The sequence below is a fragment of the Streptomyces sp. NBC_00988 genome, assembly GCF_045162645.1.
In the GTDB taxonomy this organism is placed as follows: Bacteria; Actinomycetota; Actinomycetes; order Streptomycetales; family Streptomycetaceae; genus Streptomyces.
In genome coordinates, this window is sequence record NZ_CP108730.1 from 8,798,552 (window position 1) to 8,824,511 (window position 25,960).

Annotated in this window: 23 protein-coding genes and 1 riboswitch; of the genes, 13 read left to right on the plus strand and 10 right to left on the minus strand. The window is 70.7% G+C overall.

Going from position 1 to position 25,960, the window contains the following annotated elements; translation table 11 throughout:
* Positions 1–83: 83 nt before the first annotated feature.
* Together OG496_RS40365 and OG496_RS40370 are read right to left on the minus strand one after the other, a co-directional pair.
* Positions 84–320: a hypothetical protein gene (locus tag OG496_RS40365; protein ID WP_393753287.1), complete on the minus strand. Its 237-nt coding sequence runs from the start codon at positions 318–320 to the stop codon at positions 84–86.
* Between the two features lie 151 nt (positions 321–471).
* Positions 472–966, minus strand: a complete 495-nt coding sequence (locus OG496_RS40370) for a DUF6082 family protein (RefSeq protein WP_405974362.1) — start codon at positions 964–966, stop codon at positions 472–474.
* Between the two features lie 436 nt (positions 967–1,402).
* Between OG496_RS40370 and OG496_RS40375 the strand changes: the two genes are divergently transcribed.
* The gene (locus OG496_RS40375; RefSeq protein ID WP_399396913.1) at positions 1,403–2,560 is read left to right on the plus strand and encodes a CobW family GTP-binding protein; all 1,158 of its coding nucleotides are present in this window, start codon (positions 1,403–1,405) and stop codon (positions 2,558–2,560) included.
* A 9-nt stretch (positions 2,561–2,569) separates the two neighbouring features.
* Here OG496_RS40375 and OG496_RS40380 read toward each other — a convergent pair whose 3' ends face one another.
* Complete coding sequence (locus OG496_RS40380) at positions 2,570–5,026, minus strand: DNA topoisomerase (ATP-hydrolyzing) subunit A (RefSeq protein ID WP_405974363.1); 2,457 nt, start codon at positions 5,024–5,026, stop codon at positions 2,570–2,572.
* Positions 5,027–5,353: 327 nt separating this feature from the next.
* Between OG496_RS40380 and OG496_RS40385 the strand changes: the two genes are divergently transcribed.
* From OG496_RS40385 to OG496_RS40400, 4 genes are all read left to right on the plus strand, one after another.
* A complete protein-coding gene (locus OG496_RS40385; protein WP_399396823.1) occupies positions 5,354–6,709 on the plus strand; it encodes a M16 family metallopeptidase in 1,356 nt (451 codons plus the stop codon).
* Positions 6,706–8,094: a M16 family metallopeptidase gene (locus OG496_RS40390; protein WP_405974364.1), complete on the plus strand. Its 1,389-nt coding sequence runs from the start codon at positions 6,706–6,708 to the stop codon at positions 8,092–8,094. Before OG496_RS40385 ends, OG496_RS40390 begins: the two co-directional genes overlap by 4 nt.
* 214 nt (positions 8,095–8,308) lie before the next feature.
* A riboswitch (cyclic di-AMP (ydaO/yuaA leader) is annotated at positions 8,309–8,468 on the plus strand.
* A gap of 13 nt (positions 8,469–8,481) precedes the next feature.
* Complete coding sequence (locus OG496_RS40395; RefSeq protein ID WP_405974365.1) at positions 8,482–9,237, plus strand: M23 family metallopeptidase; 756 nt, start codon at positions 8,482–8,484, stop codon at positions 9,235–9,237.
* 188 nt (positions 9,238–9,425) lie between these two features.
* Complete coding sequence (locus OG496_RS40400; protein WP_019061038.1) at positions 9,426–10,121, plus strand: GntR family transcriptional regulator; 696 nt, start codon at positions 9,426–9,428, stop codon at positions 10,119–10,121.
* 162 nt (positions 10,122–10,283) lie between these two features.
* Here OG496_RS40400 and OG496_RS40405 read toward each other — a convergent pair whose 3' ends face one another.
* Positions 10,284–10,565 (minus strand): HPr family phosphocarrier protein, encoded by a 282-nt coding sequence (locus OG496_RS40405; protein ID WP_013000229.1) that lies wholly within the window; start codon positions 10,563–10,565, stop codon positions 10,284–10,286.
* Positions 10,566–10,754: 189 nt separating this feature from the next.
* On the opposite strand from OG496_RS40405, the gene OG496_RS40410 reads away from it, so the two are divergent.
* The 4 genes from OG496_RS40410 to OG496_RS40425 all read left to right on the plus strand — a co-directional run bounded on the left by OG496_RS40410 (position 10,755) and on the right by OG496_RS40425 (position 16,251).
* Positions 10,755–13,583 carry a GNAT family N-acetyltransferase gene (locus OG496_RS40410; RefSeq protein WP_405974366.1) on the plus strand — a complete coding sequence of 943 codons (2,829 nt, stop codon included), beginning with the start codon at positions 10,755–10,757 and terminating at the stop codon, positions 13,581–13,583.
* Between the two features lie 115 nt (positions 13,584–13,698).
* Positions 13,699–14,295: a DUF5998 family protein gene (locus tag OG496_RS40415; protein WP_078652624.1), complete on the plus strand. Its 597-nt coding sequence runs from the start codon at positions 13,699–13,701 to the stop codon at positions 14,293–14,295.
* The gene (locus tag OG496_RS40420) at positions 14,295–15,539 is read left to right on the plus strand and encodes an alkaline phosphatase family protein (protein ID WP_405974367.1); all 1,245 of its coding nucleotides are present in this window, start codon (positions 14,295–14,297) and stop codon (positions 15,537–15,539) included. Before OG496_RS40415 ends, OG496_RS40420 begins: the two co-directional genes overlap by 1 nt.
* A gap of 64 nt (positions 15,540–15,603) precedes the next feature.
* Complete coding sequence (locus OG496_RS40425) at positions 15,604–16,251, plus strand: thymidine kinase (protein WP_033283967.1); 648 nt, start codon at positions 15,604–15,606, stop codon at positions 16,249–16,251.
* Here OG496_RS40425 and OG496_RS40430 read toward each other — a convergent pair.
* The gene (locus OG496_RS40430; protein WP_405974368.1) at positions 16,248–17,051 is read right to left on the minus strand and encodes a VOC family protein; all 804 of its coding nucleotides are present in this window, start codon (positions 17,049–17,051) and stop codon (positions 16,248–16,250) included. The two genes, OG496_RS40425 and OG496_RS40430, sit on opposite strands and share 4 nt — an antisense overlap.
* A gap of 173 nt (positions 17,052–17,224) precedes the next feature.
* Positions 17,225–17,377, minus strand: coding sequence for a hypothetical protein (locus OG496_RS40435; RefSeq protein ID WP_366493344.1), 153 nt, complete (start codon positions 17,375–17,377; stop codon positions 17,225–17,227).
* Here OG496_RS40435 and OG496_RS40440 point away from each other — a divergent pair.
* Positions 17,376–18,227, plus strand: a complete 852-nt coding sequence (locus OG496_RS40440; RefSeq protein WP_405974369.1) for a sulfurtransferase — start codon at positions 17,376–17,378, stop codon at positions 18,225–18,227. The genes OG496_RS40435 and OG496_RS40440 overlap by 2 nt on opposite strands.
* A 114-nt stretch (positions 18,228–18,341) precedes the next feature.
* Here the strand turns inward: OG496_RS40440 and sepH are convergent, their stop codons facing one another.
* Entirely contained in the window at positions 18,342–19,367 is a 1,026-nt protein-coding gene (sepH, locus tag OG496_RS40445) for a septation protein SepH (protein WP_405974370.1), read from the minus strand.
* Positions 19,368–19,848: 481 nt separating this feature from the next.
* Between sepH and OG496_RS40450 the strand changes: the two genes are divergently transcribed.
* Positions 19,849–20,583 carry a hypothetical protein gene (locus OG496_RS40450; RefSeq protein WP_405974371.1) on the plus strand — a complete coding sequence of 245 codons (735 nt, stop codon included), beginning with the start codon at positions 19,849–19,851 and terminating at the stop codon, positions 20,581–20,583.
* Here OG496_RS40450 and OG496_RS40455 read toward each other — a convergent pair.
* Together OG496_RS40455 and OG496_RS40460 are read right to left on the minus strand one after the other, a co-directional pair.
* Positions 20,507–21,826, minus strand: coding sequence for a D-arabinono-1,4-lactone oxidase (locus tag OG496_RS40455; protein WP_405974372.1), 1,320 nt, complete (start codon positions 21,824–21,826; stop codon positions 20,507–20,509). The two genes, OG496_RS40450 and OG496_RS40455, sit on opposite strands and share 77 nt — an antisense overlap.
* Positions 21,786–23,030, minus strand: coding sequence for an MFS transporter (locus tag OG496_RS40460; protein ID WP_405974373.1), 1,245 nt, complete (start codon positions 23,028–23,030; stop codon positions 21,786–21,788). The genes OG496_RS40455 and OG496_RS40460 overlap by 41 nt, the downstream gene beginning before the upstream one ends.
* 245 nt (positions 23,031–23,275) lie before the next feature.
* Between OG496_RS40460 and OG496_RS40465 the strand changes: the two genes are divergently transcribed.
* Positions 23,276–24,403: a ferrochelatase gene (locus OG496_RS40465; protein ID WP_405974374.1), complete on the plus strand. Its 1,128-nt coding sequence runs from the start codon at positions 23,276–23,278 to the stop codon at positions 24,401–24,403.
* An 8-nt stretch (positions 24,404–24,411) separates the two neighbouring features.
* Positions 24,412–25,227 (plus strand): inositol monophosphatase family protein, encoded by an 816-nt coding sequence (locus OG496_RS40470; RefSeq protein ID WP_405974375.1) that lies wholly within the window; start codon positions 24,412–24,414, stop codon positions 25,225–25,227.
* A 270-nt stretch (positions 25,228–25,497) separates the two neighbouring features.
* Here the strand turns inward: OG496_RS40470 and OG496_RS40475 are convergent, their stop codons facing one another.
* The gene (locus tag OG496_RS40475; protein WP_019061061.1) at positions 25,498–25,671 is read right to left on the minus strand and encodes a hypothetical protein; all 174 of its coding nucleotides are present in this window, start codon (positions 25,669–25,671) and stop codon (positions 25,498–25,500) included.
* Positions 25,672–25,960: the final 289 nt, after the last annotated feature.

Sequence of the window (25,960 nt, forward strand, 5' to 3'; positions counted from 1 at the left end):
GCTGCCGGACTCGCTCACGGTTTGTGTGCGGCCGGGCGTGGGACGGGACGGGTCTGGGATGGACGCGTGCTCGTGCGGTGCTGTCAGGCGTCGGGGATGTCTGCCTTGGCTCGGATCAACGTTTCACGACTCACGATGACGATGCGCTCGTAGTCGGCGCGTGCGGCGTCCGGGGGCAGTTCACCATCCAGCGCATCGGTTGCCTCGGTGCCGATGACGGCGAAGTTGCCGTCACTGAGTTCGAACACGTCCGGGCAGGTCGCTCCTGAGTTGCTGCCACGGGCGCTCGGAGGCACACCGATGCGGCGCACGATCTTCAAGGGTTACCGGTCCTTACAAAAGGTGTGGGCACAGTTGTGAACAGAAAGCTAGTGGGCTCAGGGAGGTGTTTGTGGCCTATTGGGGAAAGCCGCTCAGCTGTGTCCCCGAGATGGATGCGTCGACCGGTGTGGAGCCCTTGGCGGGCGGGTGTCACTCCGACGGAGGGTTGCCCACGACCCACCACTCGTCCGTGTCCGCTTCATCGAGATCCATCACGAGACCGTCGACCATGCGTCCGATCCCGGCCTCCTCCGACGACTCGTTCAGGGACGCTCGCTGGGCCTTCGAGGCCTCCCAGTACTCGCGGAAGAGAGGACTCTGGAAGAACTCGCGCAAGTGCCTGTACAGCTCTTCCCGGTCCAGGATTCCTGCCCGGTAGAGATGGAACAGGTGGACGTACCACGCGTTGGCGTAAAGGAACTGTCGGCGCTTCTCCGCAGGGATGTTCTTGTCGTAGGTGTCGATCACCGCAGCGAGGGAGGGGTCGTCGATCGCCCTGGCCAGCAACTCCCACTGCATGCGCTGTTGATGCGCCAGAGCCTTGCGCCGGATCGCCAACTCATCCAGTTCCAGGCGCCGTTCCTCCAGCCGCCGTTCGGCCAGTCGTTCCGCCTCCAGGCGTCGCTGACGCGCCGCCAGTGTCATCGTGGCGGTGGCAAGCAGCAGACTGAGCGCTGCGGAGCCGACCTCCCCGCCGAGTACTTCCGTGTGGCCATGTCAACCCCCGAATCAGGCGGCCGTCCGCCGGTCGTCGGGGTGCGGGTCGACTGATGGGGACCGGCGAGCGATGGGCGGCGCTTGCCGTCTCCCAGAGTGCCGAGCGGCTCTGATCGGCAGGGAGGCGGAGAGGAGGCGCACGGAGGGAAGCGAGGGTCGCACGAACCGGCGCCTTCCCCAACGTCTGCCCCGCAAGTGCTGCTAACAATCGTTCACTTCGCGGCGATTCTTCCGGCTCGTATCCTGGGGCGGCATTCAACCTCCGTACGTGCGCCGGACCGCGAGCCGGTGCACGCGTCGGCGTGAAAGAGGTCGCACGTTGAGCCAGCAGAGCCCGAGCGCAAGCCCGAGTCGGAGCCCGGGTCTGAACCCGAGTACGCATCCGGCGTCAGCTCCGGGTACGGATCCGAGCCCCCGGCAGACCCCCGTCGTCGTCCTCGCCGGATTCCTCGGCTCCGGCAAGACGACCCTGCTCAACCACCTCCTGCACCGCAGCGGAGGCAGCCGTATCGGAGCGATCGTCAACGACTTCGGGGCGATCGAGATCGACGCGCTGGCCGTGGCCGGGGCGCTCGGCGACTCGACCGTCTCGCTCGGCAACGGGTGCCTGTGCTGTGCCGTCGACGCCAGTGAACTCGACGTCTATCTGGAGCGGCTCGCCCGGCCCGCCGCCGGTATCGACGTCATCGTCATCGAGGCCAGCGGACTCGCCGAACCGGAGGAACTGGTGCGCATGCTGCTCGCCAGCGAGCACCCGGGGATCGTCTACGGCGGGCTCGTCGAGGTCGTCGACGCCGCCGAATTCGACGACACGCGCGCGAAGCACCCCGAGGTCGACCGGCACCTCGCCCTCGCCGACCTCGTCGTCGTCAACAAGCTGGACCGGGCCGTCGACGCCCCGCGCGTCCTCGGACTCGTCCGCTCGCTCACCGACCGTGCCGCCGTCGTGCCCGCCACCTACGGTCGTATCGACCCGGAGTTCCTCTTCGACTGCCGGCCGAACGAGGAGCGCGTCGGGCAGCTGACCTTCGACGACCTGCACGAGCACACGGGTGGGGACCACGGTGGCGATGCGCATGCCGACCACCTGCACGCCGCCTACGACAGTCTCTCCTTCGCCTCCGACACGCCCTTGGACCCGCGCAGGCTCATGGCGTTCCTGGACAGTCGGCCCGAGGGGCTCTACCGCATCAAGGGGTACGTCGACTTCGGCGCCCACGATGCGCGCAATCGGTACGCCGTGCACGCCGTAGGACGGTTCCTGCGGTTCTATCCCGAGCCCTGGGGCAGTGGTGACGCCCGGCTGACCCAGCTCGTGCTCATCGGCACCGGCCTCGATATGCCTGCCCTCGGCAAGGAGTTGGAGGCGTGCAAGAACGGCGACGCCCCACACGCCGACGAGCGCGGCATGTGGGGCGTCCTCCGTTACGTACAGGAAGCGGAGTCGACCCAGGAGGCGGACCAACAACCCGAATCCGAGCCGGAGTTGGACCCGGACTCGGATCCGGAACTGGACGACTGACGGCCGGCGCTACACCGGCCCCGCCACCACCGACACCGTCTTAGCGAGCGACACGCCCGAGCCGTCCCGTCGCGGGTCCATCTCCGGGAGTTCCGCCGGTGTGCCGTCCCGTTGTGCCGCCTTGGCCGGTACGGCGCCCGCCCAGGCCAGGGACAGGCAGTCCTCACCCTTGAGGAAGCGCTGGCAGCGGACACCGCCGGTGGCGCGGCCCTTGCGGGGGTACTGGTCGAACGGGGTCAGCTTGGCCGTCGTCTGGACGGAGTCGTCGAGGGTGCCGCGCGAGCCCGCGACCGTGAAGACGACCGCGTCCACAGCGGGGTCGACGGCCACGAAGGAGATGACCTTCGCTCCCTCGGTGAGCTTGATGCCCGCCATGCCGCCGGCCGCGCGGCCCTGGGGGCGTACCTGGGAGGCCTGGTAGCGCAGCAGTTGGGCGTCGTCCGCGATGAAGACCAGGTCCTCCTCGCCGGTGCGCAGCTCGACGGCGCCGACGATCCGGTCGCCGTCCTTGAGCGTGATGACCTCCAACTCCTCCTTGTTCGTGGGGTAGTCGGGGACCACGCGCTTGACGACGCCCTGCTCCGTGCCGATGGCCAGGCCGGGGGAGGACTCGTCGAGGGTCGTCAGGCAGATGACCGTCTCGCCCTCGTCCAGGGAGACGAACTCCGAGATCGGAGCGCCACCGGAGAGGTTCGGCGCGGCGGCCGTCTCCGGGAGTTGCGGGAGGTCTACGACGTTGATCCGCAGGAGGCGGCCGGCCGAGGTGACCGCGCCCAGCTCGCCGCGGGCCGTCGCCGGGACTGCCGAGACGATGACGTCGTGCTTGGTGCGCCGGGCCTCGGAATCCTCCGGGAAGGGCTCGCCGTTCGCCGTACGGGCCAGCAGGCCCGTCGAGGAGAGCAGCACCCGGCACGGGTCGTCGGCGACCTGGAGCGGCACCGTGGCGGCGGGGGCGCCCGCTGACTCCAGCAGGACCGTACGCCGGTCGGTGCCGAACTTCTTCGCCACCGCGGCCAGTTCGGTCGAGACCAGCTTGCGCAGCTCGGTGTCCGACTCCAGGATGCGGGTCAACTCCGCGATCTCCGCGGTGAGTCGCTCCATCTCCGACTCCAGCTCGATCCGGTCGAACCGGGTGAGGCGGCGGAGCGGGGTGTCCAGGATGTACTGCGTCTGGATGTCCGACAGGGAGAAGCGCTCCATCAGGCTCTGCTTCGCCTGCGCGGAGTTGTCGCTGGAGCGGATGATCCGGATGACCTCATCGATGTCGATGAGCGCCGTGAGCAGACCCTCCACCAGGTGGAGGCGGTCGCGCCGCTTGGTGCGGCGGAACTCGCTGCGCCGGCGTACGACGTCGAAGCGGTGGTCGAGATAGACCTCCAGGAGTTCCTTGAGGCCGAGCGTGAGGGGCTGGCCGTCCACCAGGGCCACGTTGTTGATGCCGAAGGACTCCTCCATCGGCGTCAGCTTGTAGAGCTGCTCCAGGACCGCTTCCGGTACGAAGCCGTTCTTGATCTCGATGACCAGGCGCAGGCCGTGCGCGCGGTCGGTGAGGTCCTTGACGTCGGCGATGCCCTGCAGCTTCTTCGCGCCGACCAGGTCCTTGATCTTGGCGATCACCTTCTCGGGGCCTACGGAGAAGGGCAGTTCGGTGACGATGATGCCCTTGCGGCGCGCCGTCACGTTGTCCACGGCGACTGTGGCGCGGATCTTGAAGGTGCCGCGGCCCGTCTCGTACGCGTCCCGGATGCCGGTGAGGCCGACGATCCGGCCGCCCGTCGGCAGGTCGGGGCCGGGGACGTGCCGCATCAGGGTGTCCAGGTCCGCGTTCGGATAGCGGATCAAGTGGCGGGCGGCCGCGATGACTTCGCCCAGGTTGTGCGGCGGCATGTTGGTGGCCATGCCGACGGCGATGCCCGACGAGCCGTTCACCAGGAGGTTCGGGAAGGCGGCGGGCAGGGCCACCGGCTCCCGCTCCTGGCCGTCGTAGTTCGGGGTGAAGTCGACCGTGTCCTCGTCGATCGACTCGGTCATCAGGTTGGCCGCTTCGGACGGCCGGCACTCGGTGTACCGCATGGCGGCCGGCGGGTCGTCGTTGCCCAGCGAGCCGAAGTTGCCGTGGCCGTCGGCCAGCGGCACGCGCATGGAGAAGGGCTGTGCCATACGCACCAGGGCGTCGTAGATCGACGCGTCCCCGTGCGGGTGCAGCTTGCCCATGACCTCGCCGACGACACGCGCGCACTTCACATAGCCGCGGTCGGGGCGCAGGCCCATCTCGTCCATCTGGTAGACGATCCGTCGGTGGACCGGCTTCAGGCCGTCCCGGGCGTCCGGCAGGGCTCGGGAGTAGATGACCGAGTACGCGTACTCAAGGTAGGAGCCCTGCATCTCGTCGACGACGTCGATGTCGAGGATCCGCTCCTCGAACGAGTCGTCGGGCGGCGGGGTCTTCGTGCTGCGGCGGGCCATCGCTGCCGGCTCCTCTTTTCTGGTCGCTCGCCTGGGGGTCGCTCCCCTTCGGCTCACTCTTGCTGAAGCGTGAACGGGGTCTTGACGTGAACCATTGTGGACCGCGGCACTGACAACGCGGACCAGGACCCGGCGTTGGCCGCTCGGCTCCGTCACCGACGGCTGCCGCGTGAGTCCACGTGTGCGACTGCCCGCAGGCTACGCGATCTCGCTCTCGGCGTACGTCCGCCGGGAACTTCGCCGACGGTCCGCACGCTTGCATACAGTGGCGGGACGAGCAGGATTTCTGCGGTTCCAGCCAGAGAATCCGCGATCGAAGGGACGTACATGCCCATGGGTCACACGGCCACCGCCGAGGCAGGGTCCGGCGGTCTGACAGCGACCGAACACCGCTTGGCCAACGGTCTGCGCGTGGTCCTCTCCGAGGACCACCTGACCCCGGTCGCGGCGGTGTGCCTCTGGTACGACGTCGGTTCCCGCCACGAGGTCAAGGGGCGTACCGGCCTGGCTCACCTCTTCGAGCACCTGATGTTCCAGGGCTCCGGACAGGTGAAGGGCAACGGCCACTTCGAACTGGTGCAGGGCGCGGGCGGTTCGCTCAACGGCACCACCAGCTTCGAGCGCACGAACTACTTCGAGACCATGCCCACCCACCAGTTGGAGCTCGCGCTCTGGCTGGAGGCCGACCGCATGGGCTCCCTGCTGGCCGCCCTGGACGACGAGTCCATGGAGAACCAGCGGGACGTCGTCAAGAACGAGCGCCGCCAGCGCTACGACAACGTGCCCTACGGGACCGCGTTCGAGAAGCTGACCGCCCTCGCCTACCCGGAGGGCCACCCGTACCACCACACGCCCATCGGCTCGATGGCGGACCTGGACGCGGCCACCCTGGAGGACGCCCGCGCGTTCTTCCGCACCTACTACGCGCCCAATAACGCGGTCCTGTCCGTGGTCGGCGACATCGACCCCGAGCAGACGCTCGCCTGGATCGAGAAGTACTTCGGGTCCATCGCGTCGCACGACGGCAAGCCGACGCCTCGTGACGGCGCGCTGCCCGACACGATGGGCGGGGAGCTGCGCGAGGTCGTCGTCGAGGAGGTGCCGGCCCGCGCCCTGATGTGCGCCTACCGGCTCCCGGAGGACGGCACGCGCGCGTCCGACGCGGCCGACCTCGCCCTCACCATCCTGGGCGGCGGCGAGTCCTCGCTCCTCTACAACCGCCTGGTACGGCGCGACCGTACGGCAGTCGCGGCCGGCTTCGGCCTGCTGCGGCTGGCGGGTGCGCCCTCCCTGGGGTGGCTGGACGTCAAGACGTCCGGGGACGTCGAGGTGCCGGTCATCGAGGCCGCCATCGACGAGGAGCTCGCCCGGTTCGCCGAGGAGGGCCCCACCGCCGAGGAAATGGAGCGCGCTCAGGCCCAGTTGGAGCGCGAGTGGCTGGACCGGCTCGGCACGGTCGCGGGCCGCGCCGACGAACTGTGCCGGTACGCCGTCCTGTTCGGCGACCCGCAGCTCGCCCTGACCGCCGTACAGCGCGTCCTCGACGTGACGGCGGAGGAGGTGCAGGAGGTCGCCAAGGCACGTCTGCGCCCCGACAACCGCGCGGTGCTCGTGTACGAGCCCGTCGCGGACGAGGATGACGAAGCAGAGGCCGGCGACGAGAACGAGGAGGCGGCCAAGTGACCGAGCTCGCCACGATGGAATTCCACCCGCAGCCGCAGGCCGGCGAGGCCAGGCCGTGGGCCTTCCCGGCCCCGGAGCGCGGGACGCTCGGCAACGGCCTGACCGTGCTGCGCTGCCACCGCCCCGGCCAGCAGGTCGTCGCCGTCGAGGTGCTCCTGGACGCGCCCCTGGACGCCGAACCGGCAGGCCTGGACGGTGTCGCCACGATCACCACGCGGGCCTTCTCCGAGGGCACCGACAAGCACTCCGCCGAGGAGTTCGCCGCCGAGCTGGAGCGCTCCGGCGCTACCCTCGACGCGCACGCCGACCACCCCGGGCTGCGCCTGAGCCTGGAGGTCCCGGCCTCGCGGCTGGCCAAGGGGCTCGGTCTGCTGTCGGATGCCCTCAGGGCGCCCGCCTTCGCGGACAGCGAGGTCGAGCGGCTGGTCCGCAACCGCCTCGACGAGATCCCGCACGAGACGGCCAACCCGTCCCGCCGCGCGGCCAAGGAGCTCTCCAAGGAGCTGTTCCCGGCGACCTCGCGCATGTCCCGCCCGCGCCAGGGCACCGAGGAGACCGTCCAGAAGATCGACTCCGGAGCCGTACGCGCCTTCTACGAACGGCACGTTCGCCCCGCGACGGCCACCGCCGTGGTCGTCGGCGACCTCACCGGCATCGACCTGGACGCGCTCCTGGCCGACACCCTGGGTTCGTGGACGGGTTCCGCCGCGCAGCCGCGTCCCGTGCCGCCGGTGACCGCCGACGACACCGGGCGCGTCGTGATCGTGCACCGTCCCGGCGCCGTCCAGACGCAGCTGCTCATCGGCCGCATCGGCGCCGACCGGCACGACCGCGTGTGGCCCGCGCAGGTGCTCGGCACGTACTGCCTCGGCGGCACCCTCACCTCCCGCCTGGACCGCGTCCTGCGCGAGGAGAAGGGCTACACCTACGGTGTGCGGGCGTTCGGCCAGGTGCTGCGTTCGGCACCCGACGGCACGGGCGCCTCGATGCTCGCCATCAGCGGTTCCGTGGACACCCCGAACACCGGTCCCGCGCTGGACGACCTGTGGACGGTGCTCCGCAAGCTCGCCGAGGGCGGACTGACCGACGCCGAGCGGGACATCGCCGTACAGAACCTCGTCGGGGTGGCGCCGCTCAAGTACGAGACCGCGGCGGCCGTCGCGAGCACGCTGGCCGACCAGGTCGAGCAGCACCTGCCCGACGACTACCAGGCGACGCTGTACCAGCAGCTCGCCGCGACCGGCACCGTGGAGGCCACCGCGGCGGTCGTGAACGCCTTCCCGGTGGACCGTCTGGTGACGATCCTCGTCGGCGACGCGGAGCAGATCAAGGAGCCCGTGGAGGCTCTCGGCATCGGCGAAGTGACCGTCGTCGCGGCCGAGTAGACGACCCGTAGCGAGCCGACGAGCGGCACGCGCGCGTGGGGGCCCTGGTGACTGAAGAGTCACCAGGGCCCCCTAATGTCCGAATTGGGGGAGAGGTTGCCCGTCTGCCCTGTGGCATGTGCAACAAAACCCGTGATCCGTTTGGGGATTGAAAGTGGCCCCCCTTAGCGTCGGTCCGGCTGTCCGTCAGGCACCGCGCCGCACTCGCGGCACCGGACAGTCATCGCCGAGTCCCCGTACGGCGCGAGCCAGGGGAGCCGGGGACCCACGTCCCTGGGGTGAATCGGACGCCCGCGCGCACAGCGAGGGGGTCCGTAGGAGACCTTCCTGCTCCGAACCCGTCAGCTAACCCGGTAGGCGAGAAGGAAGGAAAGGACCAGCCACTTCATGGCGTTCACCCGCGCCACCGGGAAGCACCGTCGCCCGAGCCGGACCCACCGCACCACCGTTCGTGTCGCGAGTGTCGCGGCCCTCACCACCACCGGCGTCGTCGGCACCCTCGCGAGCGCCCCCGCGTTCGCCGCGGAGCCCGCTGTGGAACAGACCGGCCTCACCCCCGTCATCGCCATGGGCGACGCCGTAGCCGAGAAGATCGACGCCCAGGCCGCCGCCCAGCAGCAGGCCGCGGCCGAGCAGGCCGCCAAGGAAGTGGCCCGCGCCCAGGCCGCCGCACTGGCCAAGGCGGAGCGCGAGGCCGAGGTGCGCGCCGCCCGCGCCGCCGAGCGCAAGAAGCTCAACACCTTCGTCGCGCCGGTCACCGGCTCGTACGTCTCCACCGGCTACAAGACCGGCGGCTCCCTGTGGTCCTCCGGTGCCCACACCGGCATCGACTTCCACGCCTCGACCGGCACCTCCGTGCACGCGGTCGGCTCCGGCACCGTCGTCGAGGCCGGCTGGGGCGGCTCGTACGGCAATCAAGTGGTGATCAAGATGGCCGACGGCATGTACACCATGTACGGCCACCTGTCGTCCATCGGTGTCTCCGTCGGCCAGACGGTCACTCCCGGCGAGCAGATCGGCCTCTCCGGGGCGACCGGCAACGTCACCGGCCCGCACCTCCACTTCGAGGCCCGCACGACCGCCGAGTACGGCTCCGACGTCGACCCCGTCGCCTACCTCCGCAAGCACGGTGTGAACGTCTGACGACGCACCGCCGCACTTCCCGAAGCCCTGGCCCGCCCGGCCGGGGCTTTCGGCGTTTCCGGAGCCCTCCTGTCCAAAAAATATCCATGGATTCCGGCCCGCCATCGGAAATTCCCGCTCATTGCAATAGAGTCACGGAACACACGTCAATCGTCGACGTTTCACGGGGATTAAGGCGGAGGTCGGACATGCGTATTCCGGCGCACTCGGTATGCACGGCGATCCGGGACGACATCGTCGCCGGTGTCTACGAGCGCGGCAGCCGGCTCACGGAGGAACTCCTCGCGCGCCGGTACGGGGTCTCGCGCGTCCCCGTCCGGGAGGCCCTGCGCACGCTGGAGGCCGAGGGGTTCGTCGTGACCCGGCGGCACGCGGGCGCGTGCGTCGCGGAACCGACCGAGCAGGAGGCCGCCGACCTGCTGGAGATGCGGATGCTGCTGGAGCCGCTCGGCGCCTCGCGGGCCGCCCAGCGGCGCACCGAGGCCCACCTCAAGGTGCTGCGCGGCCTCGTCAGGCTGGGCCAGGAGCGCGCCAGGCGGGGCAACAGCGAGGATCTGCGCTCCCTGGGCAGCTGGTTCCACGAGACGCTGGCGCAGGCCTCCGGAAGCCCCGCGCTGACCTCGATGCTGACCCAGCTGCGGCACAAGATCGCCTGGATGTACGCGGTGGACGCCCCGGCCAACCCCGTGGAGTCCTGGGCCGAGCACGGGGCCATCGTGGACGCCGTGGCCCGCGGCGACAGCGAGCGCGCCCGGGCGATCACCGCCCTGCACACCGAGCGGGCGGGCACCGCGCACCGGCTGCGCTTTCCTGGCGGGGCGAACGGCACGGACCGTGTGAGGACTTCGCAACCTCCCGTAAACATGTCGGGTCTGCGGCATTAACACGGGCGCCGTATACAAAGAGAAGCTAATTCGTGGGGGATTATTTATGCTGCCCACAAGTGGAATTGCGAAGGGCTCGCCCGGTAATTCGGACGAGCCCTTCGAGGTTGCGGTGCATCGTTTTTGGACGAAAAGCACCGCAACCATCAATTGCGGGGTGCCTCAGACGGTCTCGGGGAGTTCCTCAAGACCTTCCGCGACCAGCTTCGCCAGTCGGTCGAGGGCCGCGTCCGCCCCCTCGGCGTCCGACGCGAGGACGATCTCCTCGCCGCCCTGGGCGCCCAGGCCCAGAACCGCGAGCATGGAGGCCGCGTTGACGGGGTTGCCGTCGGCCTTGGCGATCGTCACGGGGATACCCGAGGCCGTGGTGGCCCGGACGAAGATGGAGGCGGGGCGGGCGTGAAGGCCCTCCGCCCAGCCGACGTTGACGCGGCGCTCAGCCATGTGATGCTGCCCTTCAGAGTCTCAGGGTTGTCTAGACCAGTTTCCCACACGTGAAGCGAGCCCGGACCGGCCTTGCGAACCGTCCGGAACGAGTGGTCGGACCGCGGCCTCGGCCCGACTTCCCGTGCTCTGTTGTTCCCCACAGACTGCCTCGCGCCGTTGTCAGACGCGAGCCGTACGCTGGGCCCCATGCAGACCTCGTCGGACCGGCACGAGTACCCCGCCCACTGGGAAGCCGACGTGGTGCTGCGCGACGGGGGTACCGCGCGCGTCAGGCCCATCACCGTCGACGACGCCGATCGCCTGGTCAGCTTCTACGAGCAGGTCTCCGACGAGTCGAAGTACTACCGCTTCTTCGCGCCGTATCCGCGCCTGTCCGCCAAGGATGTCCACCGCTTCACGCACCACGACTTTGTGGACCGGGTGGGACTCGCGGCCACCGTCGGCGGCGAGTTCATCGCCACCGTACGCTATGACCGCATTAGTGCCGACGGGCGTGCCGCCTCCGCCCCGGCCGACGAGGCCGAGGTCGCCTTCCTGGTGCAGGACGCCCACCAGGGGAGGGGCGTCGCCTCCGCCCTCCTCGAACACATCGCGGCCGTCGCCCGCGAGCGCGACATCCGCCGTTTCGCCGCCGAGGTACTGCCGGCCAACAACAAGATGATCAAGGTGTTCACGGACGCCGGCTACACCCAGAAGCGCAGCTTCGAGGACGGCGTCGTACGCCTGGAGTTTGACCTCGAACCCACGGACCGGTCTCTCGCCGTGCAGCGCGCGCGGGAGCAGCGGGCCGAAGCGCGGTCCGTACGGCGGCTGTTGGTGCCCGGCTCGGTCGCCGTCGTCGGTGTGGGCCGTTCCCCCGGAGGGGTGGGCCGCAGCGTTCTCGACAACATCAGGGACGCCGGGTTCACCGGCGGCCTGTACGCCGTGAACAAGGCCTTCCCCGAGGAGCAGAAGGACCTCGACGGGGTGCCGGCGTACCGCTCGGTGCGCGACATCGAGGGCCCCGTGGACCTCGTGGTCGTCGCCGTCCCGGTCGAGCACGTCCCCGAAGTCGTCACCGAGTGCGGCGAACACGGGGTGCAGGGGCTCGTAGTGGTCACCGCCGGGTACGCCGAGAGCGGCCCCGAGGGACGCGAGCGCCAGCGCGAACTCGTGCGCCACGCGCGCACGTACGGCATGCGCATCATCGGGCCGAACGCCTTCGGAGTCATCAACACCGCAGCCGACGTACGGCTGAACGCGTCCCTCGCCCCCGAGATGCCACGCCCCGGACGCATCGGGCTGTTCGCCCAGTCCGGCGCCATCGGCATCGCCCTGCTCTCCCGGCTGCACCGGCGCGGCGGCGGGGTCACCGGAGTCACCGGCGTCTCCACCTTCGTGTCGTCCGGCAACCGCGCGGACGTGTCCGGCAACGACGTCCTTCAGTACTGGTACGACGACCCCGACACCGACGTCGCCCTCATGTACCTGGAGTCCATCGGCAACCCCCGCAAGTTCACCCGCCTCGCCCGGCGCACTGCGGCGGCGAAACCGCTGGTCGTCGTCCAGGGCGCCGGATCCGCCCCCCAGGGGCACGCCGTACGGGCGACGCGCCTGCCGCACGCGACCGTGTCCGCGCTGCTCCGCCAGGCCGGGGTGATCCGCGTCGAGACGATCACCGAACTGGTCGACACGGGGCTGCTGCTCGCACGCCAACCCTTGCCCCGCGGACCGCGCGTGGCGATCGTCGGGAACTCCGAGTCGCTCGGGCTGCTGACCTACGACGCGTGCCTCTCCGAGGGGTTGCGGCCGTCGCCGCCGGTGGACCTGACGACCGCGGCGACGGCGGCGGACTTCCACCGGGCGCTGTCGGGCGCGCTGGCCGACGACTCGTGCGACGCGGTGGTCGTGACCGCGATACCCGCGGTGGGGGAGGGGCCGGCCGAGGACGCGGCGTTGGCGGAGGCGTTGCGGTCCGCTGCCGCGGCGGCACCCGGGAAGCCGGTGCTGGTGGTGCACGTGGAGCTCGGGGGACTGGCAGAGGCGCTCTCGGCCGCGATGAGTACGGCACCCCAGGCCGCCTCGAAGCGGGAGGACCCCCGTCTCCCCGCAGAACGACCGTCCACTGCGGAGGCTGAACAAGCGGTCACCGGGGTGCCGGCATCAGAAGGCGGCGGCCTCATCCCCGCCTTCCCCGCCGCCGAGCGCGCCGTCCGGGCCCTCGCCGAAGCCGTGAAGTACGCGCAGTGGCGGCGCGAGGCGACCGACCCGGGCCGGGTGCCCGAGTTCGAGGACATCGACGAGAAGGGCGCCGCCGGACTGATCGGCGGGCTGCTCGCGCGCGGGCAGGGCCTCACGCTCGGCGTCGACGAGACGTGCGACCTGCTCGGCAAGTACGGCGTCGACGTCCACCGCGCGCTGCCCGCGCCCATCCCCGACACCGCCGCCGAGGCCGCCCGCGCCCTCGGCTACCCGGTCGCCCTCAAGGCCACCGCCCCGCACCTGCGACACCGCGCCGACCTGGGAGGCGTACGACTGGATCTCGCGGACGAGGAGCAACTGCGGCGGGCGTACGCCGAGTTGGGCGAGCTGTTCGGGAAGCCCGAGGAGTTGCGGCCGGTGGTGCAGCGGATGGCGCCGCGCGGGGTCGACACCGTCGTACGGGCCGTCATCGACCCGGCGGCGGGGGCCGTGCTGTCGTTCGGGCTCGCCGGAGCCGCCTCGCAGTTGCTCGGGGACACGGCGCACCGGTTGATTCCGGTCACGGACCGGGAGGCCGGGTCGTTGATCCGGTCGATCCGGACGGCGCCGCTCCTGTTCGGCTGGCGCGGGTCCACGCCGGTCGACACGCCTGCCCTGGAGGAGCTGATGCTGCGGGTGTCGAGGCTGGTCGACGATCACCCCGAGGTCGTCGCCGTGACCCTGGAGCCGGTGGTCGTGGCCGCGCACGGCCTGAGCGTGCTCGGCGCGTCCGTCCGCCTGGCCCCGCCGCCCGCCCGCGACGACCTCGGCCCGAGGACGCTTCCCGTGTACTGACAGATGTACTGACGGATGTGCCGACGGAAGCTTCCCGCGCACCGGTCCCGTGTACTGAGACAGCTGTGACGAGACCGTGCTCGGCGGTGCCTCGCAGTCAGTGCGCCACCGTAGGATGGACGTCATGGCCAAGACCAGTACGACGACCCAGGGGCTGCGTGCGGCGATCGAGCGCAGCGGCTACTACCCGGCCCTCGTGGCCGAGGCGGTGGAGGCCGCCGTGGGCGGCGAGCCGATCCGGTCGTTCCTGGTCCACCAGGAGACCACGTTCGACCAGAACGAGGTGCGCCGGCACGTGACCGTGCTCGTCCTCACCGGCAACCGCTTCATCGTCAGCCACACCGACGAGCAGGCCGCCGACAGCACCTCCCCGACGCCGTACGCCACGACGTCCACGGAGTCCGTGAAGCTCGGCCGGATCTCGTCCGTGGTGCTCAGCCGCGTGGTCGCCAACCCGGAGTCGTACACGCCGGGCACGCTCCCGCGCGAGGTCGTGCTGACCATCGGGTGGGGCGCCGTCGCCCGGATCGACCTGGAACCGGCCGCCTGCGGTGACCCCAACTGCGAGGCGGACCACGGCTATACGGGCAACTCGACGGCGGACGACCTGAGCCTGCGCGTCAGCGAGGCCGGGGACGGCCCGGAGACGGTGCAGCAGACCCTCGCCTTCGCGCAGTCCCTCTCCGAGGCGACCGCGGACGTTCCCCGCTGATGTCCCACCCGTCTCCCCCCGCCGCCCATGATCGAGGGCGCTCCGCGCCCACCCCTCCTGATTCCGCCACCTGGGACCACCCCGAGCCCCTGGCCGTCGAGTCCGCGCCCGTTCCCGAGTACGGTTCCGGCTCCCTCGCCGACCTGCTGCCCACGCTGGCCGCGGGCATGGGCGTACCCGGTACGACCGCGGCGATCCCGGAGCTGACCCCGGCCGACCGGAACTGCGTCTTCCTGATCGACGGCCTCGGCTGGGAGCAGATCAAGGACCACGCCGACGAGGCGCCCTACCTCCACGCGCTCCTCGGCAGCTCGCGCGGCGGCACCGGACGTCCGCTCACCGCCGGCTACCCGGCGACCACCGCGACCTCCCTGGCCTCCGTCGGCACCGGCCTGCCGCCGGGCGCCCACGGCCTGCCCGGCTACACCGTGCGCAACCCGGCCACCGGCGAGCTGATGAACCAGCTGCGCTGGCAGCCGTGGACCAAGCCGGGGCCCTGGCAGCCGTACCCCACGATCTTCCAGCTGGCCCACGACGCGGGCGTGCACGCCGCGCAGGTCTCCTCGCCCACCTTCCAGAACACCCCGCTGACGAAGGTCGCGCTCAGCGGCGGCACGTTCCACGGGCGGCTGACCGGCGAGGAGCGCATGGACCTCGCGGCCGAGCAACTGGCCGCCGGAGACCGCTCCTTGGTGTACACGTACTACGCCGAACTCGACGGCGCCGGCCACCGCCACGGCGTCGCCTCCGACACCTGGCGCGGTCAACTCATGTACGTCGACCGGCTCGTCCAGCGCCTCGCCGGGCAACTGCCGCCGCGCAGCGCGCTGTACGTCACCGCCGACCACGGCATGATCGACGTGCCCTTCGACGAGGAGCACCGCATCGACTTCGACGCGGACTGGGAGCTGCGCGCCGGCGTCGCCCTCCTCGGCGGCGAGGGCCGCGCCCGTCACGTCTACGCGGTGCGGGGCGCCGAGAACGACGTACTGACCTGCTGGCGCGAGGTCCTCGGCGAGCAGTTCTGGGTGGCCTCGCGGGACGAGGCGATCGCGGCGGGCTGGTTCGGCCCGCACATCGACGAGCGCGTCTACGACCGCCTCGGCGACGTCATCGCGGCGGCCCGGGACGACGTCCTGATCATCGCGTCCGAGCGCGAGCCGAAGGAGTCGGCGATGGTCGGCAACCACGGTTCGATGACCCCTGCCGAGCAGTTGGTCCCCTTGCTCGAAGTACGCTCCTGAGGTCCCTCCGTCCTCCTCACCTTCCTCCCGCTCCCCCTCTCCGCCGAAAGGTGCTCAACTCCCCATGCCCGAGCTGGTGTTCTTCTCCGGAACGATGGACTGCGGGAAGTCGACCCTGGCGCTCCAGATCGAGCACAACCGCTCGGCACGCGGCCTGGCGGGGATGATCTTCACCCGGGACGACCGCGCGGGCGAGGGAAAGCTTTCTTCCCGCCTCGGCCTCGTCACCGACGCGGTGGAGGTCGAGGACGAGCAGGACCTGTACGCGTACGTCGTCGACCACCTCTCCCAGGGTGGCCGCGCGGACTACGTCATCGCCGACGAGGCACAGTTCCTGGCACCGGTGCAGATCGACCAACTCGCGCGCGTGGTCGACGACCTGAGCCTCGACGTCTACGCCTTCGGCATCACGACCGACTTCCGCTCCAAGCTCTTCCCCGGCTCCCAACGCCTGGTCGAACTCGCCGACCGCGTCGAGGTACTCCAGGTCGAGGCCCTCTGCTGGTGCGGCGCCCGCGCCACCCACAACGCCCGCACGATAGGCGGCGAGATGGTCGTCGAGGGCGCCCAGGTCGTCGTGGGCGACGTCAACCAGGCGGAAGCGGTCGGCTACGAGGTCCTGTGCCGCCGCCACCACCGCCGCCGCATGACAGCGGCTACGGCCCGGGCGGCGGCGCTGTCCCCGGATGTGCTGCCGATGACGTCGGCCTAGCGAGGCCCCTCGATCACCGAGAACATCGCGCCCTCGGGGTCCGCGACCGTCGCCACGCGGCCGTGGGGGCTGTCGTGGGGTGGTTTGAGGATGTGGCCGCCGAGGTCCGTGACGTGGCGTAGGGCCTCGTCCGTGTCGGCCACCTCGAAGTACGTCATCCAGTGCGGGCCCCGGTCGCGGGGCAGGGCCGTGCCGACGCCGTGGATGCCGGCGACCGGGTGGCCGTCCAGGTGGAGGGTGACGTAGTCGAAGTCGGCGGAGATCACCGGGACTTCCTCGTAGCCGAACACCGCCTCGTAGAACTTGGCGACGCTCGCGGTCTCGGAGGTCAGCAGTTCGTTCCAGGCGGGTGTGCCGGGGACGCCGGTGAGGATCGTGCCGAGGTGGTCGGAGGCCTGCCAGATGCCGAAGACCGCCCCCGACGGGTCGGAGCCGATCGCCAGCCGGCCGGCCTCGGCCGCGTCCAGGGGGCCCACCCCGACCGTGCCGCCGCACATCCGTACCGTCTCGGCCGTCTGGTCGACGTCGTCCGAGGCGAGGTACGGCGTCCACGCGATGGGCAGATGCCGGTCCGGCGGCAGCTGGCCGATGCCGGCCACCTCCTGCCCGTCGAGCAGGGCCCGCGCGTAGGGGCCGAGCTGCTGGGGACCGGGTTGGAATTCCCAACCGAACAGCTCTCCGTAGAACTCCTGAGTCGCGGCCATCCCGTGCACCATCAGACTCACCCAGCAGGGCGAGCCCTGCGTACGCCGAGTGTGCGTGTCGCCGTTCAGGTCGGCCGACCCCCGTGCCTCGGTCATCGTCACCTTCTCCTAGGCCCCTCGCGGTGGCCGTATCGCTTCCGCAGTGCGGATCCGCGTGCCGCGGCAGCCGCGTGCACGCCCCGTGCCGATGCTCGCACCCCCCGTGGCGCACCGCGCCCCGGCCGCGCCGTCGGCGGGCGGCTCACCTGGGGAGGATGACCGGTCTGCGGTCACTCGTCCGTTTCCAGGCGATTGCCGTGGGGTGTCCATCGGTTGTACAGCATGTGCTCGTTCACGTACGCCTCGTGATCGAGGCTGTCCGGCCGAGCAGAGTAGTCGGACCTGGACGCGTCGGCCACCCCTTGCGCGAGGATGGTGGCCATGAACGCCATCATCTCCGCATCCGAACTGGCGAGCGATCTCGTCGGGGCGAACCCGCCGGTCCTGCTCGACGTCCGCTGGCAGCTCAGTGTCGCGAAGGCCGCAGGTGAGCCGCCCTTCGACGGCCGCGCCGAGTACGCGGCCGCGCACATCCCGAGCGCCGTCTACGTAGACCTCGATCAGGAACTCGCCTCGGCCCCCGGCGCCCATGGCCGCCACCCCCTGCCCGACACCGCGCGCTTCGGCACCGCGATGCGCCACGCGGGCGTGTCGGCCGGCCGGCCGGTCGTTGTGTACGACGGCGGCCAGGGCTGGGCGGCGGCACGCGCGTGGTGGCTGTTGCGTTGGACGGGTCACCCGGACGTGCGGGTCCTCGACGGCGGGCTTCCCTCCTGGGAGGGGTCTCTGGAGGCGGCCGCCCCGACACCGGCCGAGGGCGACTTCACCCCGGAACCGGGCGCCGTGGAACTCCTGGACGCGGACGGAGCCGCCGCACTCGCCCGCACCGGCGTCCTGTTCGATGCCCGCGCGGGGGAGCGTTACCGGGGCGAGGTGGAGCCCATCGATCGCGTGGGCGGCCACATCCCGGGCGCTTTGTCCGCGCCGACCAACGAGAACGTGGGCGCGGACGGCCGCTTCCTCCCGGCGGAGCAACTGGCCGCCCGCTTCAAGTCCCTTGGCGCTACGGAGGGTTCGGGCGTCGGCGTGTACTGCGGCTCCGGCGTCTCGGGCGCCCACGAGGTACTGGCCCTGGCGGTCGCCGGGATCCCGGCCGCGCTCTACGTAGGCTCCTGGTCGGAGTGGTCCGCGGACCCGGAGCGCCCGGTCGCCGTGGGCCCGGACCCCCAGTAGTACCCGTACACCCGTAGTGGCCGTATCCCCGTACGACGATGGGGGCCCGCGCCGAACCGGCGCGGGCCCCCATCGTCGTACGGGCAACTGCCGTACCACGCCTGCTGCTTCCTGCTACTCCTGCTTCTTCCTTCGCGTCCCGAAGACGATCTCGTCCCAGCTCGGAACGGCCGCTCTACGGCCCGGACGGACGCCGTCCGCCTCGGCCTGGCGGTCGGTGGAGCCGATGAGCCGGTCGCGATGGGCCCCTACGGAGCGGGGCATCAGGACATCTGCGTACGCCGAACCGGCCGAGGCCGCAGGAGCCGGGGGCTCCTCCTCTTCCGGTTCTACCGCGGGCTCCTCCGGGGGATCCGAGGGGCGCTCGGGGACCACCATGTCGCCGCGGAAGCTCGGTACCGCCTCCAGGAGGCTGGTCAGCGAGTCGCGCTCGCTCTCCTCGACCGGCTCGGGCGACGGCAGCGCGGGACGCTCCGGGCGCTCCAGGGCACGGTCCAGCGGCCGGTCGCGGGGCAGCCGGGCGATTCGCGGCACGAACGGGAAGCTGGGCTCGGGTGTGATGGAGAGGTCGTCGGACTCGCCGATCAGTGAGCGCGCCTCGTCGTCGACGGCCTGGACGAGCCGCCGGGGCGGGTCGTACGTCCAGCTCGCCGAGTGCGGTTCGCCCGCGACCCGGTAGACCAGCAGGACCTCCCAGGTGCCGTCGTCGCGGCGCCAGGAGTCCCACTGGACGGTCTCCTTGTCGGCGCCGCGCAGCGTCAGACGTTCCTGGACGGCCTCGCCGAGCTGGGGTCCGGCGTTCTCACCGGGGCGGCGGACCGGAGTCTTCCGGGCCCGCTCGGCCATGAAGGCGCGCTCTGCGAGGACGGGGCCCTCGAAGCGGCGCACCCGGTCGACGGGGATACCGGCTAGTTGGGCGACTTCCTCCGCGGAGGCGCCGGCACGTATACGTGCCTGGATGTCTCGGGGGCGGAGATGGCTCTCCACCTCGATCTCGATCTGGCCGAGGCGGGGACGGTCGCCGCGTACAGCGGCGCGCAGACGCTCGTCAATCGGAAGCGTGTACTCCGTGCTGTCCGCAGCCTTCAGCACCAGCCGTGTGCCGTCGTTAGAGACGGCCACGACACGCAGTTCGGGCATGGGGACCTCCCGGGTGGTGCCTGCCGACGTCACGTGCGTCGCTGCTTCCGCTAGTCGAGTGTGGCCTGCCCGGGTGCAGCCTGCCACAACCTTGCCGAGTTGCCCGGCGTGTCGGGCACGGGCCCTGACTCGCCGTTATGGCACGGTTACCTATTCGCAACGCTAAGTGACCAACTACATCACCCTGTGCAACTGGCCCCCTCTGGGCGGTCCATTGAGGCCGCGGACGCCCTGGCAGGAGACCGCACCCAGGGCTCGCAACAGTACTCCATTTGGACCACGTGCGTGGATTGGCACGCCGCCCAACTTCTTGTGGGGGGCGGGACTTGGCGGCCTGGAGCAGGGTTCCGGCGATCTTGAAAGTGGCGTACTTCACGCAATAGCCCGAAACGGAACTATTGGTTTCGGCCGTACGTCCGTTTGTCGTACAGATAGTTGATCAGGTACGAGAAAGTGCGAGAAAGCGAGGCAAGGTCCCGGAATGCGTGCAAGGCTCGATGTCAGCAAGAAACGGATCGATCTGAGCGTCCCTCAAGTCGCGGGCAGCGCGGTGGCGGCGGTGGTGGCCGCCAAACTCGCCTCCTACTTCGGGGTCTACGGCACGATCCTCGGCGCCGGCGTCGTGAGCGCGATAGCCACCTCCGGAGGCTCCGTCTTCCAGCACTTCTTCAGCCGGACCGGCGCACAGCTCCGGGAGGCCACCGTCACCTCCAAGGAGGCGGAACAAACCCCCGCGCGCCCAGGGGAGTTCACGGAGGGCACCGTCTACCACGCGCGGGTGGGCAGTTGGAAGCGCCCGCTGCTCGCCGCGGCCCTCGTCTTCGGGGTCACCATGACCGGGATCACCGTCTACGAGCTGGTGTCCGGCGACAGCTTCAGCGGCGGCAAGGGGACCACGGTCAGCGCCGCCGTCACCGGTCACGACACGTCGTCGTCCCCGAAGTCCGGTGACGACGAACCGAGTCCGGCCGATTCCCCGTCCGGCTCCCCGAACGGTTCGTCGGCCGACCCGGGGACGTCATCCGGCTCGACCGACGGCGGTGCACCGTCCAACAGCGGCGGTACGACGTCGAGTCCGACGCCGACGCCCAGCGCTTCGGACGGCGGCAGTACGCCGACCCCCACGCCGAGCGCGTCGGCTACTGACCCAGCACCCTCCGCAAGTAGTCGTTCTGGAACCGACGGTCAGGATCCAGCCGATCCCGCAACGCCGTGAACTCGCCGAAGCGCGGGTAGACCCCGGCGAAGTACTCCGCGTCCCGGGTGTGCACCTTGCCCCAGTGCGGCCGGCCCTCGTGCGCGGTGAGGATGCGCTCGGCGGCGGTGAAGTACGCCTGGTAGGGCGTGCCCTTGAACATGTGCACGGCGATGTAGGCACTGTCCCGGCCGGAGGCGGTGGACAGGGCGATGTCGTCCGCCGGGGCGGTGCGGACCTCCACCGGATAGCTGATCCTGAAGTCCGAACGGTCGACCATCGCCTTGAGTTCCCGCAGCGTGTCCACCAGGGCCGCTCGCGGGACGGCGTACTCCATCTCCACGAACCGCACCCGACGGGGCGATGTGTAGACCTTGTAAGGGATGTCCGTGTAGGTCCGCGTGGACCAGGCCCGGGTGGAGATCTGGGCGATGGTCGGGATGGTCGCGGGCGCCGCGCGGCCGACCATGTTGGCCACCTGCCAGAGGCCGTTGGAGACGAACTCGTCCTCGAACCAGCCGGCCACCTTGCCCACCGGCTGCTCCGGGCCCGCGCTGCGGTTGTTGCGCTTGGTGTTGGTGCTGGCGGTGTGCGGGAACCAGTAGAACTCGAAGTGCTCGTTCTCGGCCCAGAGTTCGTCGAAGCGTCCGGTGACCTCGTCGAAGGTCATCGGCTCCTCGCGGGCCGTGAGCAGGAAGACGGGCTCCACGGCGAAGGTGATCGCGGTGACGACGCCCAGGGCGCCGAGGCCTATGCGGGCGGCCGCGAAGACCTCCGGGTTCTCCTTCTCGGAGCAGGCCAGTACCGAGCCGTCCGCCGTGACCAGCTCAAGTCCCTTGATCTGGGCGGCTATCGAGGCCGACTCGCGGCCGGTGCCGTGCGTGCCGGTGCTGGTCGCGCCCGACACCGTCTGCTCCATGATGTCGCCCATGTTCGTGAGCGACAGACCCTCGCGCGCGAGGGCCATGTTGAGTCTCTTGAGCGGGGTGCCCGCCTCGACCGTGACCGTCAAGGCATCGCGATCAATATTGCGGATGCCGGTCAACAGTTGAGGGCGGATCAACACACCGTCCGTGGCGGCGATCGACGTGAAGGAGTGCCCGCTGCCCACGGCCTTCACCGTCAGACCGTCCTCACCGGCCCGCCGTACGGCCGCGGCCAGTTCCTCCACGGAGGCGGGCGTGACCTCCCGCGCGGGCCGCGACGCGACCGTACCGCCCCAGTTACGCCACGTGCCGTTCTTCGCGCTCGCTGTGGTGCTCAACGGTGCCTCCCCGACCCGGCGCCGGTCTGCTGAGCCGGCGGTACCCGAGGAAACCCACCGCGACCGCGACGGCACCGGCGACGACCGGAACCCCGTACCCCGCACGCGCGCCGGCTGCGTCGATCACCCAGCCGGCGACGGAGGAGCCGAGCGCGACCCCGACCGCCAGGCCGGTGCTCACCCAGGTCATGCCCTCGGTGAGCTTCGCGCGAGGTACGTGCTCTTCTATGAGGGACATCGTCGTGATCATCGTGGGTGCGATGGACAGGCCCGCAAGGAACAGCGCCACGGCCAGAAGCGGCAAGTTTCCGACCAGTAGGAGGGGGATCATACTCACGGCCATCGCGCATATGCCCAGCAGCCACCGACGTTCGGGGGCTCCCCGGAAGCGCATCAGCCCGAACACGACACCCGCCGCGCAGGAGCCCGCCGCGTACAGGGCGAGCACCACGCTGGCGCCGCCCTTGTGACCCCGCTCGTCGGCGAACGCGACGGTGACCACGTCGACCGCCCCGAAGATCGCCCCCGTCGCCACGAAGGTGGCCACCAGCACCTGGAGACCGGCGGTCCGCAGCGCCGAGCCACCGCCCTTGTCCCCACGCGCGCGTGGGTGCGGCGCGGGCTCGGTGGCGCGCTGGGCGGTCAGCCAGAAGACACCGACCGCCAGGAAGCAGGCGGCGAGCAGCGGACCGGCCTCCGGGAACCACGCCGTGGACAGTCCGATCGAGATGATCGGTCCGAAGATGAAGCACACCTCGTCGACCACGGACTCCAAGGAGTACGCGGTGTGCAGTTGTGGGGTGCCCCGGTAGACGGCCGCCCAGCGCGCGCGGACCATCGCCCCCAGGCTCGGCACCGATCCGATCCCGGCGGCGGACACGAACAGCACCCAGTCCGGCCACTCGAAGCGGGCGGCCATCAGCAACACGGTCGCCGCGGTCAGCGCGACGAGCGTCGCCGGACGCAGCACCCGCCGCTGCCCGTACTGGTCGACCCAGCGCGAGATCCGCGGCCCGATCGCGGCGGCGGCCAGCGCGATGGTGGCCGACAGGGCGCCCGCGAGCCCGTAGCGCCCGTTGATCTGGGAGATCATCGTGACCACGCCGATGCCCATCATCGACAGGGGCATACGGCCGAGGAACCCCGCGGCGGAGAAGCCCTTGGAGCCGGGTGCGGCGAACAGGGCGCGATAGGGGCTGGGCACGGGGGTCTCCGGTCGGGAAGGAGCGGGGGCGGCTCGGGGGGAGCAGTCACGGCTCGGTGAGGGGCAGTGACGGCTCGGTAAGGTGCGAATGCGGCTGATACAGCTTACGAGCAGGTCGGCCCCGATGCACCCGCCCGTGGTGCGCCTGGATCTCCGCCCCGATCCCCAAGCGGATCTCCGTCCCGACCCCCGTCCGGCACCCCGCCGTTTCCCGGCTGTCAGTGGCGGGTGGCAGGATCGGAGGCATGCCAGACGTGCTCGATGCCACCCCCTACGACGCCCTCCTCCTGCTCTCGTTCGGCGGCCCCGAAGGCCCGGACGACGTGGTTCCGTTCCTGGAGAACGTGACGCGTGGGCGCGGCATCCCCAAGGAACGCCTCAAGGAAGTGGGCCAGCACTACTTCCTGTTCGGCGGGGTCAGCCCGATCAACGACCAGAACCGCGCCCTCCTGGACGCCCTCCGCAAGGACTTCGCGGACCACGGCCTGGACCTGCCGGTCTACTGGGGCAACCGCAACTGGGCCCCGTACCTCACGGACACCCTGCGTGAGATGGTCGACGACGGCCGCCGCCGCATCCTGGTCCTCGCCACCAGCGCCTACGCCTCGTACTCGGGCTGCCGCCAGTACCGGGAGAACCTCGCGGACTCCCTGGCCGCCCTTGAGGCCGAGGGCCTCGACCTCCCGAAGGTCGACAAGCTGCGCCACTACTTCAACCACCCCGGCTTCCTGGAGCCGATGATCGACGGCGTCATCGAGTCCCTCGCGGACCTCCCCGAGGACGTCCGGGACGGCGCGCACCTCGCCTTCTCGACCCACTCCATCCCGACCGCCGCGGCCGACGGCTCCGGCCCGGTCGAGGACCACGGAGACGGCGGGGCGTACGTCGAGGAGCACCTGGACGTGGCCCGGCTGATCGCCGACGCCGTCCGTGAGCGCACCGGCGTCGACCACCCCTGGCAGCTCGTCTACCAGTCGCGCTCCGGCGCCCCGCAGATCCCGTGGCTGGAGCCCGACATCTGCGACCACCTGGAGGAGCGCCACGCGGCCGGCGTCCCCGCGGTCGTCATGGCACCCATCGGCTTCGTCTCCGACCACATGGAGGTCCTCTACGACCTCGACACGGAGGCCACTGCCAAGGCCGCCGAACTGAGCCTGCCCGTACGCCGGTCGGCCACCGTGGGCGCCGACCCGCGCTTCGCCGCCGCGATCCGCGAGCTGGTCCTGGAGCGCGCCGCCGTCGAGAGCAGGCGCCAGGTCACGCCCTGCGCCCTGGGCGCGCTCGGCGCCGGCCACAACCTCTGCCCGGTGGGCTGCTGCCCGGCCCGCGCCCCCCGCCCCGCCGCCGCGGGCGCCGACAGCCCCTACGCCTGAGGAGTGCCGTGACCGACCCCCTGCACCAGGAACTGCTCGCACTCGCCCAGGAAGCCGCCCACAAGGCCGGCGCCCTGCTGCGGGACGGCCGCCCGGCCGACCTCGCGGTCGCCGCCACGAAGTCCAGCCCGATCGACGTCGTCACCGAGATGGACATCGCGGCCGAGAAGCTGATCACCGACCTGATCTCCGAACAGCGCCCCGACGACGGCTTCCTGGGCGAGGAGGGAGCCTCCGTCACAGGTACCAGCGGCGTCCGCTGGATCATCGACCCGCTCGACGGCACGGTCAACTACCTGTACGGACTGCCCACTTGGTCCGTCTCCATCGCCGCCGAGCTGGGCGGCGAGACCGTCGCCGGGGTCGTCGCGGTCCCGATGCGCGGCGAGACGTTCCACGCGGTGCTCGGCGGCGGGGCGTGGGCCACGGGCGCGTGGGAGGGCGAACGCAGGCTCGCCTGCCGCCCCGTGGCACCCCTGGAGCAGGCGTTGGTCTCAACCGGCTTCAACTACGTCACCGAGGTCCGCACCCACCAGGCCGATGTGGCGCAGAAGTTGATCCCGTTGCTGCGTGACATCCGGCGGGGCGGTTCGGCGGCGGTCGATCTGTGCGACGTGGCCGCGGGGCGCCTGGACGGATACTACGAGCGGGGGCTGAACCCGTGGGACCTCGCCGCGGGGGACCTGATCGCCCGTGAGGCGGGCGCCCTGACCGGTGGACGCCCCGGAGAACGCCCCGCACGCGATCTGGCGATCGCGGGCACCCCGGGCGTCTTCGAGCCCCTCCAGCGGCTGTTGGAGGACTTCGGGGCCTGGCACGACTGACTTGGGTGGTCGGGGGGTCTGGGGCGGTGGGGGAAAGGTGAGCGCCTGGGCCGGTGTTGGGAAGGTGCCGCGCGGGTGGGCCCGTGTTGAGTAGGCACCGTGCGCGCACCTCTTTTGGTTCGGTCGCCTTCGGGGCGCTGGGAGCCGGTGTCGAGAGTCCCACCGTGCTCGACCCTTCGGGCCTCCGCGCGCTGGGTGGCCGACGGTGGAAAGCGGCGGGCCCCCGGCGCTGGATTCGCCAGGGGCCTGCTTTTCTGCTGTTTGCGCTGATCAGACGCTCGTCGCGCCGACCTCCACACCGTGGTCGGCGGCGAGGCGGCGCAGGTCGTCGAGCTCGGCCTGTTCCACCTCGACGAGGAAGTCGTCGCCCTCGTCACGAGCCCGCGTCAGGTCGGTCTCGGTCGCCCTTATGCGCTGCAGAAGTCCTGCGGTGAATGCGTCCATGCTGCGCCCCCTCGTCCTGGGTCGTGGGTCGTTTGGCACGGGGGTGTGCCGTCCGGAAGGGGCGATCACGTCTGCGGTATGGGGTGCCCAGCGCTGCCCTGGCTGGGCGGCGACGGTGCCGGACACCCACGCCCGCTCTGCGGAAGCGGTTGGACGTACCACAAGGTGGCTTGCCACGTGCAGAGCGTGATCGCGGGGTGTAAATCCGTCCTCCCCCCGCTCCCTTCCGTGGAAACCTCAACCCACCGAGAAAATCCCGCATTCCCGGGCCTCACACCCGACCTTCATC

Coding starts and splice junctions, on each gene's coding strand:
- OG496_RS40370 (WP_405974362.1), bottom strand. CDS start 966: ATGACACTGGCGGCGCGTCAGCGACGCCTGGAGGCGGAACGACTGGCC.
- OG496_RS40380 (WP_405974363.1), bottom strand. CDS start 5,026: ATGGCCCGCCGCAGCACGAAGACCCCGCCGCCCGACGACTCGTTCGAG.
- OG496_RS40385 (WP_399396823.1), top strand. CDS start 5,354: ATGCCCATGGGTCACACGGCCACCGCCGAGGCAGGGTCCGGCGGTCTG.
- OG496_RS40395 (WP_405974365.1), top strand. CDS start 8,482: ATGGCGTTCACCCGCGCCACCGGGAAGCACCGTCGCCCGAGCCGGACC.
- OG496_RS40400 (WP_019061038.1), top strand. CDS start 9,426: ATGCGTATTCCGGCGCACTCGGTATGCACGGCGATCCGGGACGACATC.
- OG496_RS40405 (WP_013000229.1), bottom strand. CDS start 10,565: ATGGCTGAGCGCCGCGTCAACGTCGGCTGGGCGGAGGGCCTTCACGCC.
- OG496_RS40410 (WP_405974366.1), top strand. CDS start 10,755: ATGCAGACCTCGTCGGACCGGCACGAGTACCCCGCCCACTGGGAAGCC.
- OG496_RS40415 (WP_078652624.1), top strand. CDS start 13,699: ATGGACGTCATGGCCAAGACCAGTACGACGACCCAGGGGCTGCGTGCG.
- OG496_RS40420 (WP_405974367.1), top strand. CDS start 14,295: ATGTCCCACCCGTCTCCCCCCGCCGCCCATGATCGAGGGCGCTCCGCG.
- OG496_RS40425 (WP_033283967.1), top strand. CDS start 15,604: ATGCCCGAGCTGGTGTTCTTCTCCGGAACGATGGACTGCGGGAAGTCG.
- OG496_RS40430 (WP_405974368.1), bottom strand. CDS start 17,051: ATGACCGAGGCACGGGGGTCGGCCGACCTGAACGGCGACACGCACACT.
- OG496_RS40440 (WP_405974369.1), top strand. CDS start 17,376: ATGAACGCCATCATCTCCGCATCCGAACTGGCGAGCGATCTCGTCGGG.
- OG496_RS40435 (WP_366493344.1), bottom strand. CDS start 17,377: ATGGCCACCATCCTCGCGCAAGGGGTGGCCGACGCGTCCAGGTCCGAC.
- sepH (WP_405974370.1), bottom strand. CDS start 19,367: ATGCCCGAACTGCGTGTCGTGGCCGTCTCTAACGACGGCACACGGCTG.
- OG496_RS40450 (WP_405974371.1), top strand. CDS start 19,849: ATGCGTGCAAGGCTCGATGTCAGCAAGAAACGGATCGATCTGAGCGTC.
- OG496_RS40465 (WP_405974374.1), top strand. CDS start 23,276: ATGCCAGACGTGCTCGATGCCACCCCCTACGACGCCCTCCTCCTGCTC.
- OG496_RS40475 (WP_019061061.1), bottom strand. CDS start 25,671: ATGGACGCATTCACCGCAGGACTTCTGCAGCGCATAAGGGCGACCGAG.